This window comes from Candidatus Accumulibacter necessarius (assembly GCF_036625085.1).
In genome coordinates, this window is sequence record NZ_JAZKUM010000004.1 from 478,676 (window position 1) to 492,189 (window position 13,514).

Genomic DNA, 13,514 nt, shown 5'->3' on the forward strand with positions numbered 1-13,514 from the left:
TCATTGGCGCAATGCGGCAAATCCTTCCAGGGTGGCCAGACGCGCCAGGTCGCCCGGCCGGTCAAGATCCCAGTGGGGCGGCAGTTCGGCCCCGCGCAAGCGCAGCTCGGAAGGCCGCTGTCGCGTCTGCGCCATCACCCGCTCGGTACCCCCACCAATCAATGCCCTCGAACAGCCCCGGCTGCGGGCGACGCCGGCCAATGAGCACGTAGCCGCCGTCCTCGGCCGGAATGAACACCGCGTCGTTGCCGCCCTCGCGGTGGTCAAGCAGTGACTCGGCAGCCGCCCGGAGATACGCCGGCTGCAGCGCCGATCAACTGAGTGGTGCGCAGGAGGCCATGCTTCCCCCAGCGGCGCCCGGAGCAGGACTTCGGCAGGAGAGCGCATCGCGAGCAATGGCGGGCCAGCCGTGATGAAAGCCTCACCCTGAAAGCTGTCCTTCGCGGTATATTCTATTCTCGCGATTCGACCAGCCGTCCGGCGAGTTCGTGCCGCCACCGATCATGTGCTGATCAACGACCATGCCCGCAAACCTGCCCCCCGAGAGAATCCAGCCCGGCTCCGCCGGCCCCTTCCCGGTGCCCTGCGCCGGCGGCTTCGTTGAAGACTCGTTTGGCGTGTCGGTCGTGCTCAATGTCGGCAGTGTGCACCAGGTGTTTCGCTGGATTGCGCCGGGGCGTTTCCGGATGGGATCAACAGCCGATGAAGTTGAGCGGGGCAATGCCGAAGTGCCGCATGAAGTGACGCTGAGTCAGGGCTATTGGATCGCCGACACCGCCTGCACGCAGGCTTTCTGGCTGGCGGTGTGGCCGGTCAACCCGAGCCATTTCCAGGAGAACGGCCGCAATCCGGTGGAGAACGTCGCCTGGCATGATGCGCAGCGTTTCATCGCCGAGTTGAACCGGCGGCTGCCCGGGCTGTACGCCCGCCTGCCAACTGAGGCCGAATGGGAATACGCCTGCCGTGCCGGCACCACAACGCCGTTCTCGTTTGGCAGGCAGATTACCCCCGAACAGGTCAACTATCACGGCGACTATCCGTGCTTTGGTGGCGAGAAGGGCCTTTATCGCCAGCGGACAGCTCCGGTCGGCACGCTGCCACCGAACCCGTGGGGATTGTACGAGATGCACGGCAACGTCTGGGAATGGTGCGCCGACTGGTATGCCGAGTACCCGCCAGAGCCACAGGTCGACCCGAGTGGCCCGGCTTTTGGCAGGATGCGGGTTTTGCGCGGTGGCACCTGGAGCGACCCCGCCCGCTATGCGCGCTCGGCCACCCGCAGCCGGATAGAACCCGCCTACCGGCCACGCAGCACCGGTTTCCGCATTGTGCTGGGGCAGCGCTGAGCGCCATCGCGTGACCTAACGCACCGGGATGCAGGATATTTCCCCGGCTCATCGGTCGACGAAGATCCCTTGGGCGCGACCTGTTGCCAGGGCGACGTCAGCGGGCTTTTTTGCTCACGGGTGCGCTGCAAGTCGCTTGATCGGAATACAATTCGCGGCCATCGGGCCTCAACTGGCCGGGTTCCTGCGGTGCGTTCGGCGCAATGGCCGGGGAACCGGACGTCAAAGACGGAGGTCAATCAACGTGTTTCGGATGGTCGTCGTCGACGGCCCCACACCCGCATTGGACAGGACGCGATGAGCATCATCAGCGAAGAAGCACCAAGAAAAAAACGCTCCTACTCGAGAAAGCTGCCAGTCGCGTTGAAGCCGGGCAGCGAGGAGGCGCACGCGGTCCGAATCGACGAGCGGCCCTTCATTGTCGGCATCGGCGCTTCGGCCGGCGGACTGGAGGCGCTCAGCCTGCTATTGCGGAGCCTGCCGAAAAACCTCGGGCTGAGTTACGTCGTCGTGCAGCACCTTTCGCCCACTTACCGCAGCATGATGTCGCAGTTGCTCGGTCGCGAGACGACGATGCCAGTCAGGGACATTGAAGACAGCATGTCGCCGGAACCGAATACGGTCTACATCACGCCACCGAATCGCAATCTGACGTTGCTGGATGGCCATTTCCGGCTGGTCGAACCAGCCAAGGAATCGCTGCCCAAGCCGTCGGTGAATCGCTTCTTCGCCTCGCTCGCCGAAGAGATCGGCGAATCGACGATCGGCATCATTCTCTCCGGCACCGGTTCCGATGGCGCGGCGGGCATCCACGCGATCAAGGCCGCTGGCGGCTTCACCTTTTCCCAGGACCCGGAAACCGCCAAATACAGCGGCATGCCGCAGTCGGCAATCGACACCGGCAGCGTGGACTGGATTCTGCCGCCCGAGAACATGGGCGCCGAGATCAGCTTGATTGTCCTTAACCGTGGCCTGATTCCGGTAGCGACGCAGGCGGCAAGCGCGCCGGCAACGCTGAAAACGCTGCTCGGCAAGGTGCGCAGCCGCACCAAGGTCGATTTCTCGCAGTACAAGGAGCCTACGCTGTGGCGGCGGATCGAGCGACGCATGGCGGCAAACCACGTCAGTACCTTGCACGACTACCTACAGGTGGTCGACCAGACGCCGGTCGAGCTCGACAAGCTGTGCAAGGATATCCTGATCTCGGTCACCGCGTTCTTTCGCGATACCGATGCCTTTGTCCGGCTCGACAAGGTGGTCGCCGACATTCTCGCCAGCAAGCAGCCCGGCGATGACATCCGCGTCTGGGTTGCCGGTTGTGCGACCGGCGAGGAGGCGTATTCGCTGGCCATCCTTTTTTCAGAACGTCTGGGCGCCGCCTTCGACCAGTACCGCCTCCAGATCTTCGCTACCGACATCGACCTCGATGCGATGTCGCTCGCACGACGTGGCGTCTTTGCCGCCTCAAGTCTGGCGCATATGGACCGCGGCCGCCTGCGCGCCAACTTCACGCCGCACGGCGACCGCTACGAGATAAACAAGAACCTGCGCGACGTGGTCATCTTCGCTCGCCAGGATCTGGTACAGGATCCGCCGTTCCTGCGCCTGGACCTAGTCAGCTGCCGTAACGTACTGATCTATTTCCAGAGTGAATTGCAGGCGCGACTGCTTTCGGTCTTCCATTGCGCACTCAATCCGGGCGCCTACCTGTTCCTTGGCAAGTCGGAAGGCATCTTCCAGCAGGAGGCGCTGTTCGGTGTGGTTGACAAGGATGGCCGCCTCTATCGTCGCCACGGGGTAAGCGCCCGCTTGCCGCTGCTGCGCTCGGAGATGCAGATCCCGGCTGCGGGTCTCAACCAGCATCAGCGGCCAAGCAAGCCGACCACCCCGCTGGGTTTCGAGAACATCCTGCTCGAGGCCGCAGGACGCCATTTCATCCCGACCAGCCTGCTGATCAACGGCAAGTTCGAGATCCGCCACATTCACGGTGACGCCAGCCGGCTGCTCAATGTTTCGCCAGGCAGGCCGGCCTTCGACCTGATCTCGCTTATCCGTCGCGAGCTGCGCACCGAGGTTCAGGTTCTGATGCGGCAGGCGCAGGTCAAGCAGGCCGTCGCGCACGGGCGGCCACGGCACATCAAGGCGCTCGATCCGACGCGCGGCGTCCGCCTGTCGGTCCATCCGGTATCGTCCACCGGTGGCGAGGCGCTGTTCATGGTCTGTATTGAATGGATCCTGCCGCCAGCCGGCAAGAATTCCGTCGAGGACAACGGTAACGTTACTGACAAGGAACTCGAAGACGAACTCGCGGCAACGCGCGAGCACCTGCAGACGCTGGTCGAAGAGCTGGAAACCTCGAACGAGGAAATGCAGGCGCTGAATGAGGAGATTCAGGCCTCGAACGAGGAGATGCAGGCCTCGAATGAGGAACTTGAAGCCTCCAACGAGGAACTGCAGTCGACCAATGAAGAACTGGCGACGGTGAACGAGGAATTGCAGATCAAGACGGCCGAGACGCAGGAACTCAACGTCGAGCTGGAATGCATCCAGAACAGCGTCGACTACCCGTTGCTGGTGCTCGATCGAAATGCCTGCCTGCAGCGCTTCAACAGCGCTGCTGCCCGGCTGTTCAAGCTGGGCGCGGCCCAGGTTGGACGCCACCTGCGCGACCTGCCATTGCCACCGGACATGCCCGATCTGGTGGCCGACAGCCAGCAGGTGATCGACACACAGAACGCGCTCGACCGCCAGATCGTGAACGCCAACCGCCGCCATTATTCGCTGCATATCGCGCCGCTGCTGCGCGACCCGCAGCGCACGGCCGGCGTCATCCTGCTGTTTGCCGACAACACCAGCCTTTACGAGACCGAGCGCTCGGCGCGCGAGACCCAGGTCAGGCTGCTGGCGGTGATGAACAATTCGGTCTCGCTGATGGCGGTGAAGGATGCTTCCGGCCGCTACCAGTTCGCCAACCCGAAGTTCGAGCAGAGCTTCGGCTTTGAATCCGGGCAGGCGATCGGCAAGACGGACCTGCAGTTGTTCCCCGAGGCCGTGTGCGATCTGTTTCGCGAGAGCGAACTCGAAGCAATGCGTCTGCGCAAGGGGATCGAGCGTGAGGAAGCCCTCCCCCTCGCCAGCGGCGCGCGCCATTTCCTGGTGGTCCGCTTTCCCCTCTTCGACGACGACGGAGCGATTACCGGCACCTGCTTCCAGGCTACCGACATCACTGCCCGCAAGCGCGCAGAAGAGCGCTTGCGGCTGGCGGCGATGGTCTTCGATCGTCCTTCCGAAGGCGTCATGGTGACCGATACCGAGCAACGGATCCTGACTGTCAATGATGCCTTTACCACCCTGACCGGCTTTACCCGACAGGAAGTCGTCGGCAAGAAACCCAGCATCCTGCGCTCGGAGAAAACGCCAGCCGAGCTTTACGTTGACATGTGGAACAAGGTCAACCGGGTCGGCGTCTGGCAGGGTGAAATCTGGAATCGCCGCAAGAACGGCGAGCCCTTCCTCGAATGGCTATCGATCAACACCGTCAAGGACAAGAGCGGCAAGGTGGTCAACTACGTCGGCATGTTCAGCGACATTACCAAGGCGCGCGAGTCACAGCAGCGCATCGAGTACCTGGCGACGCACGATGAACTCACCGGACTACCTAACCGGGCACTGTTCAACGATCGCCTGCACCTGGCGCTGGCGCGTGTCGAGCGCTCGCGGGAGAGCATTGGCGTGGTGTTCATCGATCTCGACAACTTTAAGGTGGTCAACGACACCCTTGGCCACGTAACCGGCGACAAGCTGCTCAAGCAGGCAGCGCTGCGGCTGCTCGACTGCGTTCGTTCCGAGGATACAGTGGCGCGCCTGGGCGGCGACGAGTTCGTGGTCCTGCTTGAAACCGCCGATCGGCGCGAGGCCACACTGACAGCCGAACGTCTGCTGAGCGCCCTGAGCGCCAGCTATCATTTCGACGAGCACGAATGCTTCATCAGCGCCAGCATCGGCCTGAGCATGTTCCCCGAGGATGCTGCCGATGCCAATGCGCTGATGCGGAATGCCGATTCGGCGATGTATCGAGCCAAGGACCACGGCAAGAACGCTTTTCGCTTCTTCACTGCCGACCTCGCGCTTCAGTCGACACGCCGGCTGGCACTGGAGACGGGCTTGCGCCGCGCGATCGACAACGGTGAGTTCTTTCTCCACTACCAGCCACAGATCAACCTTGAGAACCATCAGGCGGTCGGCGCCGAGGCACTGGTGCGCTGGCAGGCAAACGGCGAGGTGGTGGAACCGGTGGTTTTCATCCCGGTTGCCGAGCAGAGCAACCTGATCGTGGCGATCGACGAGTGGGTGCTCGGCGAAGTCTGCCGTCAGATCGTCGAGTGGGACAAGAGCGGACTGCCGCCTGTCAGGATCAGTGTCAACATCTCGGCGCGACATTTTCGCAAGGAAGGCATGGCCGCCGACCTGATGCAGATCGTCAGCCAGCATGGTGTTTCGCCACAGCGGCTGTGCATCGAGATTACCGAAGGCGTGTTGATGGACTTCGAACGTGCCCAGCGCATGCTGGCCGAACTCGTGGCCTTCGGTCTGATGATCAGTATTGATGACTTCGGCACCGGGTTTTCGTCCCTGTCGTACCTCAAGCGTTTTCCGATCCACGAACTCAAGATCGCGCGCAGCTTCGTTGACGGCATCTCGACCAACTCCGACGACCGCGCCATCGGTTCGGCGATCATTTCGCTCGCCCGCCACCTCGGCATGAGCGTCGTCGCCGAAGGGGTTGAAATGGCCGACCAGCACGCCGAACTCGACGCCTCCGGCTGCCACAATGGCCAGGGCTATCTGTATGCCAGACCGCTCGCACCGGACGTCTTTGCCGAGTGGTTACGTGCCCGCACCTTGTCGTCCCTTTCGTAAAAACTGGCGAACAAATGGTAGACGCGCGCGCCGGATTGATCACGGAGTCGCCAGGCGATGTCGCAGCGATATCTGCGCCAGCCAGACCGTCGAACGAGGCAGCCCGTGCTGCGAGCCAACTGAGCTACACACTTGATCCAGACGATACCATCACTGCCGTCACCGGCGATTGGGACCGCTTCGCGCTCGACAACGGCGGCGACGAGAGCCTTTCGACGAAGGTCATCGGTCGACGGCTCGATCATTTCATCTCAGGCGACGTCACGCTGATGTTCGTACGCACCCTTTTGATGTCGGCGCGAACGCTCAAGCGTACGGTCCAGCGACCCTATCGCTGCGACTCACCCCAACTCAAGCGCTTCATGGAAATGACCATCGTGCCACGTGGCAATGGCGTTCTCGAGGTCTGTCACCGCCAGGTCCGTTCCGAACCGTACCGCTATTCGCTACCGGTCACCGCGGCCATGCCGGGGGCCGGGTCGAACTTCGTCAAGCGGTGCAGCGTCTGTCAACGCATCCGGGTCGGGCAGATGTGGAGCGAGGTCGATGATGCCGTCCTCGAAGGGCGACTGCAGCAAGGCGCAGCGGCGAAACTCGTTGTGGTGTACGGGGTATGCCCCGACTGCATGTCCCGGCGTGGCGTCAAACCCTAAACCGCACCCGCCGCGAAGCCAGCCGCTCAGGTCATGCTGTCGACCTGGTTCGCCGCAGGCGCCACGGCATCGGCGTCGCCCTCGTCGATAAGGCGCTGCTCAAGGCTCTCGATCAAGCCGTTTGCCGCGTCCTCGATCATATCGAGAACCAGGTCGAAGCCATGGCCAAGTCCGTAGTACGGATCAGGAACCTCGTCGTCGTCGAAATTTTTCGAGTAGCTCATCAACAACCCCAGACGGTCGTGCTTGTCCGGGGGACAAATGCGTTTCAGCACCCCGAGGTTGTTGTGGTCCATCGCCAGGATCAGGTCAAAGTAATCCAGATCCTGGGCTGCCACCTTGCGCGCCCGCATGTTCGACAGATCGTAGTGGCGAACGGCGGCCGCACGCTTGGTCCGTTGGTCCGGTGCCTCGCCTGCGTGATAGCCGTGGGTACCGGCGGAATCCACCTCCACTTTATCGTCGAGGTTTTTCTGGCGCAGAATATGGCGGAAAACACCCTCGGCCGTTGGCGAGCGGCAGATATTCCCCATGCAGACGAATAAAACCTTGATCACCTTCCGTTTTTCCACACGCTTAATGGGACTGATTCAGTTCAACCCTGCCTCATCCGGCACCCTCCAGGCAGTCGCGCCAGCCCCTGCTGGCAGCCGAAGCTGGCGAAGGCTTCATCATCCGTGGAAAAGGGAGCCAGTGCAACATTGCAGCTCAGGTTCGGGGCTCCTATCGGCAAAAAAACGCCTCCCAGGGACAGCCCGGACCCGCTTTTCAGCCTCAACCCGGCACCTTGGACCTGGCCCTGCTTTGCCCGCCAGACCCCGGTCTGGCGCCGCGCCCGGCCGCAGGTTTCGCCTTCTCTACCGGCTTGGGCTTGCGCCGATTCTGCTCGGGCGCTTTCTTGTCGGCAAAGGGATTGCTGCTGACGTTGAACTGGATTTGCAGCGGCGTCCCCTGCAGCTTGAACACCTCCCGGAAGGTATGCTCGAGGTAGCGGCGATACGAATCCGGGATCTTGTCGAGCGCATTGCCATGAATGACGATCAGCGGCGGATTCCTGCCACCCTGATGGGCGTAGCGCAGCTTCGGCCGGAACAGCCCGCTGCGCGGCGGCGCCTGCCTCGCCACCGCGTCGATCAGGGCACGGGTCAGCTTGGGCGTTGGCAGATCGGCGATGGCCGCCTTGTAAGCCGCGTCCACCGAACGGAAAAGCTGTTCCAGCCCCTGCCCCTTGAGCGCCGAGACGTAGTGAAAGCGGGCAAAATCGATGAACGACATCTGCCCCTCGAGAGCCCCCTTGATCTGCTCACGGACGTAGGCATCGAGGCCATCCCACTTGTTCACCGCAACCACCAGCGCGCGACCCGATTCCCGAATGAAACCGCCGATGTGCGCATCCTGATCGGAGATGTCCTGGCGCGCATCGAGGACCAGAATCACCACCTGTGCGTCCTCGATTGCTTGCAGGGTCTTGATCACCGAGAATTTCTCCAGGGTCTCGAAAACCTTGCCGCGACGGCGCAAGCCGGCGGTGTCGATCAGCGTGTACTGGCGGCCGGCGCGCTCGAAATCGACTTCGATGGCATCACGGGTCGTTCCTGGCTGGTCAAAAGCGATCACCCGATCTTCGCCGAGCAGCGCGTTGATCATCGTGCTCTTGCCGACGTTCGGGCGGCCGACGATGGCCACCTTGACGACGTCGCTTGTCGTCTCGCCTTCCGCCAACTCTGGGTACGGCTCCAGCGCCAGTTCGATCAGGGCACGCACCCCCTCGCCGTGCGCCGCCGAGATCGGCAGCGGCTGGCCAAGGCCGAGTTCATGAAAATCGGCGACGACGATACCGTGGTTCATGCCTTCGGACTTGTTGACGGCGAGCAGGACGTTGCGCCCGGACTTGCGCAGCCGGTTGGCAATTTCCTTGTCCAGGGCCGTCACCCCGCTACGGCCGTCGACCACGAAAACCACCACATCGGCCTCGTCAATCGCCTGTTCGGTCTGGCGCGCCATCTGGTGCATGATGCCGTCTTTGGCGAGCGGTTCGAAACCACCGGTATCGATCACCAGATAGGGTTTGCTGCCGAGTCTTCCGTGGCCGTAATGACGGTCACGCGTCAGCCCCGGAATATCGGCCACCAGAGCATCGCGCGTCCTGGTCAGCCGGTTGAAGAGCGTCGATTTACCGACATTCGGACGCCCGACGAGAACGATGCTGGGCTTCACTGGGCCTCGATCGCGAGCACGCGTCCGCTGCTCGTCTGTAGCACCAGACTGCTGCCGAGGCGCTGTAAAGGTGCCTGAATCGCGCTGCCATCGGTCGCCAGGCGGGCGACGAAACCGCCATCGTCACGACTCAGAAAGTGCACGATTCCCTTGGCATCAGCGACGACGACCAGATTGCGCAGCGACTGCGGCGCCGTGAGCCGGCGCAGGAACAGCTTGTCCTGCTTCCAGAGCCCGGCGCCACTGGCCTTGTCGAGGGCATGCACGGCGCCTTTGTCGTCGGCGACGTAAACGTAGCGGCTATCGATCGCCAGGCCGGCAGCGCTCGAGATGTCGCGCGACCACATCAGGTTGCCGTTGCCGAGGTCGAAACAGGCGACGCGCCCCTGGAAGGCGGCCGCACAGATCATGCGGCCATCGATGACCGGGGCACTGGTGACGTCGGCGACGCGATCGAGTTCGGTGGCGCCCTTCGGCAGGGCGACCGTCCCCTCCCAGAGCGGCGCGCCGTTTTCTGCACTCACCGCAATCAGCTTGCCACCCGGGAAGCCGGCAAAGACATACTTCTCGATCACCACCGGGCTGGCCGTCACGCGCAGGGACAGGGGTGTGCTCGGACGCTGATAGAGCCACTTGCGCTTGCCGTTGGCCGAGTCATAGGCGGCCAGCCGGTGATCGACACTACGGACAATCACCAGGCCAGCACTCACCACCGGCGGGGCAACGATCTCGCTGCTCGCCTTGGCTTTCCACAACAGGCTGCCGTCGGCCGTGGACAAAGCCAGAACATCGCCCTTCGCCGTGCCCACGACGAGCATCCGCGGATCGGCCCCGACGCCACCCGAGAGCGGCTGTTCCACCTGGATTCTCCAGACCTGCTTGCCATCGTCGAGACGGGCGACCGTACCATCCCTGGCTGCGACGTACACCGACGACGCCACAACGGCTGGAACAAAGGTATAGTCGCCGCCCTTGCCGACCCCTTCCTCCCAGAGCACACGCACGTCGGCCCGGGTCTCGATCGGCTGCAGCTCAGCCATCTTCGGCCCACTGCTGGAAAATGGATTCAGTGCGTCGAGTGTCGAGCAGCCAGCCAGCACCACCGCCAGCATCGCCCCGGCAAGCAGGTGGCGCGTCATCAACCGGACTCCCCGAGTGCATCAAGTTTCAGTTGCAGCGACTCCCGATAAGCGGCATTCACCTGTCTGTTCGGCGGCGCGTTCCCGCCCGCCGACGGGCCTGCCTTGTCGAGACTGGCCAGTGCAGCCTGATACGCTGCCCGCGCCTCGGCGGTCTTGCCCTGGGCAGCAAGAATGTCGCCGCGGCCATCCGAGAAACGACCAGCGAAGCCGGCGCTGGGCGTCCCATCGAGTTGCTTCAGCGCTTCATCGTAGGCCTTTTCGTCCAGTAGCAGGGTGGCCAGACGCAGGCGCGCCAGGTCGCGCAGTTGATCCTTGCCATGTTCCACCACCCAGGCCAGCTGCAGCTTGGCCGTCTTGACATCACCGGCATCAGACATCACCCGGGCAGCGGTGAGCGCGGCCAGGGGAGCGTAGGCGGTCGAGCCGAACTTCTCGATCAGTTCGCCACTCGCCGTCTTGATGCGCTGCGCGTCGTTCTCGAGAACGGCGTTCTGCAGCACCCCATAGACCATCGAGGCTTGCGCCGTCTGATTGCGCTGATACCAGTTCCAGCCCTGCCAGGCGACCACAGCGATCGAGACAGCCGTCACGATACCGGCCAGCAGGTTTCCGTACTGTTTCCACCACGCCTTGATTTCGGCGATCTGTTCCTGTTCTTCGAGGTCGTAAGTAGCCATTACGATTCTTCCCAATCCAAAATGGAGCTCATGATTTCGTCGGCAACGCTGTCGACACTGACCCGCTTCTGTTCGTTCGGTTGCTCGCCGGCAAGCCGCAGCGGCTTGAGGGTGACCTCGCCGGCATTCGCCTCGTCGTCCCCGATGATCACGGCAAAACTCGCACCCGAGGCATCCGCCTTCTTCATCTGCGACTTGAAGCTGCCGCCGCCACAATGAAAAAGGACGTCGATGCCCTGGTCGCGCAGGCCTTCGGCAACCCGCGCCGCCAGGCGCGAAGCGGCTTGCCCCTGGTGCACGACATAGACATCGACCGGCTCCGCTCCGACCTCGCCGCCAGCCTCGCGCATGAGCGCAATCAGCCGTTCGACGCCCATCGCAAAACCACAGGCCGGTGCCGGCTTGCCCCCCAGTTGCTGCACCAGGCCGTCGTAACGACCCCCTGCACAGACCGTCCCCTGCGCCCCGAGGCGATCGCTGACCCACTCGAAAACCGTCAGGTTGTAGTAGTCGAGACCGCGCACCAAGCGGGGATTGATCGCGAAAGGCTGGCCGGCGTCGCGCAGCACCTGCTGCACCCCCTCGAAATGCGCCAGCGATTCGGCGCCCAGTTGATCGATCAGTTGCGGCGCGCCGAGGATCACTTCCTGCAAGGCCGAGTTTTTGCTGTCGAGGATGCGCAGCGGGTTGCTGTGCAGGCGCCGCCGGCCGTCGTCGTCAAGCAGTTCGCTGTGCTGCTCGAAATAGCTGATCAGCTCGGCACGATGGCGCGCACGCTCGCCCGGCTGGCCAAGCGTGTTGAGCTGCAGGGCTATGCCGTCGAGGCCGAGGTCATCCCACAGGCGGGCACCCATCAGGATCTGTTCGGCATCGATGTCCGGGCCGGGGAAACCGAGTGCTTCGACGCCCACCTGGTAAAACTGCCGATAACGCCCTTTCTGTGGCCGCTCGTGCCGGAACATCTGGCCCGTGTAGTACAGCCGTTGTGGCTGCTGCGCGATCAGATTGTGCTGAATCACCGCGCGCACGCAGCCGGCGGTGCCCTCCGGACGCAGTGTCAGCGGCTCGCCGTTGAGACTGTCGATGAAGGAGTACATCTCCTTCTCGACGATGTCGGTCACTTCGCCGATGGCGCGCTTGAACAGCGGCGTCGGCTCGACAATCGGCAGGCGAATCGGGCGATAAGCGTAGCTCTTGAGCCACGAGCGGATGATTTCCTCGAACCGCTCCCAGAATTCGGCCTCGTCCGGCAGGATGTCGTTCATTCCGCGAACCGACTGGATTTTCGGAGTCATCATCCGCCCGGAGACTTTCTTTGGTAGGTGCGCGCGACGTAGGAATCGACGATGGCGATAAACTCCTGCGCTATATGTTCGCCGCGCAAGGTGACGGTCTTGGCGCCATCCTCGAACACCGGCGCCGCCGGCGCCTCGCCGGTGCCCGGCAGGCTGATGCCGATATTGGCATGCTTGCTCTCACCCGGCCCATTGACGACGCAGCCCATCACGGCCAGGGTCATGTTCTCGACGCCATCATGGTCAATGCGCCACTGCGGCATCCGCTGGCGCACGTGGTCCTGGATCGATCGGGCCAGTTCCTGAAAAAAGGTGCTGGTCGTCCGGCCGCAACCCGGACAGGCGACGACCATTGGCGTGAAGGCGCGCAAACCCATGGTCTGCAGCATCTCCTGCGCGACAATGACCTCCTGGGTGCGTTGGCCGCCGGGTTCCGGGGTCAGCGAAACGCGTATGGTATCGCCGATACCTTCCTGCAAGAGGACCGCCATCGCCGCCGTCGACGCCACGATGCCTTTGGAGCCCATGCCGGCTTCGGTCAGGCCAAGGTGCAAGGGATAGTCACAGCGGCGCGACAACTCACGATAGACGGCGATCAGATCCTGCACGCCGGACACCTTGCACGACAGAATGATCCGGTTCCCCGGCATGCCGAGTCCCTCGGCACGAGCGGCTGATTCGAGCGCCGAGACTACCATCGCTTCGCGCATCACCGCAATGGCATCGCGCGGCTCCGGGCAACGGGCATTCTCGTCCATGATCCGCGCCAGCAGATCCTGGTCGAGGCTTCCCCAGTTCACGCCGATGCGCACCGGCTTCTCGTACCGGCAGGCAATCTCGATCATCTGTGCAAACTGTTCGTCGCGCTTGCGGCCGTGGCCGACATTGCCCGGATTGATGCGGTACTTGGCCAGCCCCTGCGCGCAGTCGGGGTGCTCGGCGAGCAGGCGATGACCGTTGTAATGAAAGTCGCCAATCAGCGGCACGTCGACCCCCATCCGGCCAAGGTGCTCGCGAATCGGCGCCACGGCAGCCGCGGCCTCGGGCGTATTGACGGTGATCCGTACCAGCTCCGATCCAGCGCGCGCCAGCTCTGCACATTGAATCGCCGTCCTGACCACGTCGACGGTATCGGTATTGGTCATCGACTGGACGACCACCGGCGCATCACCACCGACCGCCACCTGGCCAACCATGACCGGACGCGTTCGCCGACGGAGTGTGCCCGGCCCCGGTTTGCTCACGGCTTGCATACCCCTCGCGA

10 protein-coding genes and 1 pseudogene are annotated in these 13,514 nt (G+C 63.2%); 3 read left to right on the forward strand and 8 right to left on the reverse strand.

Going from position 1 to position 13,514, the window contains the following annotated elements; genetic code table 11:
* Together V5B44_RS13450 and V5B44_RS13455 are read right to left on the reverse strand one after the other, a co-directional pair.
* Positions 1 to 135, reverse strand: coding sequence for a hypothetical protein (locus tag V5B44_RS13450; RefSeq protein WP_332359520.1), 135 nt, complete (start codon positions 133 to 135; stop codon positions 1 to 3).
* Between the two features lie 79 nt (positions 136 to 214).
* Positions 215 to 307: pseudogene (locus V5B44_RS13455) on the reverse strand (hypothetical protein); the annotation flags it as partial.
* A 214-nt stretch (positions 308 to 521) separates the two neighbouring features.
* Here V5B44_RS13455 and V5B44_RS13460 point away from each other — a divergent pair.
* The 3 genes from V5B44_RS13460 (at position 522) to V5B44_RS13470 (ending at position 6,919) form a co-directional block, all read left to right on the forward strand.
* Positions 522 to 1,346: a formylglycine-generating enzyme family protein gene (locus V5B44_RS13460; protein ID WP_332359521.1), complete on the forward strand. Its 825-nt coding sequence runs from the start codon at positions 522 to 524 to the stop codon at positions 1,344 to 1,346.
* Positions 1,347 to 1,643: 297 nt separating this feature from the next.
* Positions 1,644 to 6,266: an EAL domain-containing protein gene (locus V5B44_RS13465; RefSeq protein WP_332359522.1), complete on the forward strand. Its 4,623-nt coding sequence runs from the start codon at positions 1,644 to 1,646 to the stop codon at positions 6,264 to 6,266.
* Between the two features lie 14 nt (positions 6,267 to 6,280).
* Positions 6,281 to 6,919: a hypothetical protein gene (locus V5B44_RS13470; protein ID WP_332359523.1), complete on the forward strand. Its 639-nt coding sequence runs from the start codon at positions 6,281 to 6,283 to the stop codon at positions 6,917 to 6,919.
* A 26-nt stretch (positions 6,920 to 6,945) separates the two neighbouring features.
* On the opposite strand, the gene V5B44_RS13475 is transcribed toward V5B44_RS13470, so the two are convergent.
* From V5B44_RS13475 to ispG, 6 genes are all read right to left on the reverse strand, one after another.
* A complete protein-coding gene (locus tag V5B44_RS13475) occupies positions 6,946 to 7,476 on the reverse strand; it encodes a low molecular weight protein-tyrosine-phosphatase (RefSeq protein WP_332359524.1) in 531 nt (176 codons plus the stop codon).
* A gap of 217 nt (positions 7,477 to 7,693) precedes the next feature.
* Complete coding sequence (gene der, locus V5B44_RS13480; protein WP_332359525.1) at positions 7,694 to 9,136, reverse strand: ribosome biogenesis GTPase Der; 1,443 nt, start codon at positions 9,134 to 9,136, stop codon at positions 7,694 to 7,696.
* A complete protein-coding gene (gene bamB / locus V5B44_RS13485; protein ID WP_332359526.1) occupies positions 9,133 to 10,275 on the reverse strand; it encodes an outer membrane protein assembly factor BamB in 1,143 nt (380 codons plus the stop codon). Before bamB ends, der begins: the two co-directional genes overlap by 4 nt.
* Complete coding sequence (locus V5B44_RS13490; RefSeq protein WP_332359527.1) at positions 10,275 to 10,955, reverse strand: YfgM family protein; 681 nt, start codon at positions 10,953 to 10,955, stop codon at positions 10,275 to 10,277. Before V5B44_RS13490 ends, bamB begins: the two co-directional genes overlap by 1 nt.
* The gene (gene hisS / locus V5B44_RS13495) at positions 10,955 to 12,250 is read right to left on the reverse strand and encodes a histidine--tRNA ligase (protein WP_332359617.1); all 1,296 of its coding nucleotides are present in this window, start codon (positions 12,248 to 12,250) and stop codon (positions 10,955 to 10,957) included. Before hisS ends, V5B44_RS13490 begins: the two co-directional genes overlap by 1 nt.
* Complete coding sequence (ispG, locus tag V5B44_RS13500) at positions 12,250 to 13,503, reverse strand: flavodoxin-dependent (E)-4-hydroxy-3-methylbut-2-enyl-diphosphate synthase (protein ID WP_332359528.1); 1,254 nt, start codon at positions 13,501 to 13,503, stop codon at positions 12,250 to 12,252. The genes hisS and ispG overlap by 1 nt, the downstream gene beginning before the upstream one ends.
* Positions 13,504 to 13,514: the final 11 nt, after the last annotated feature.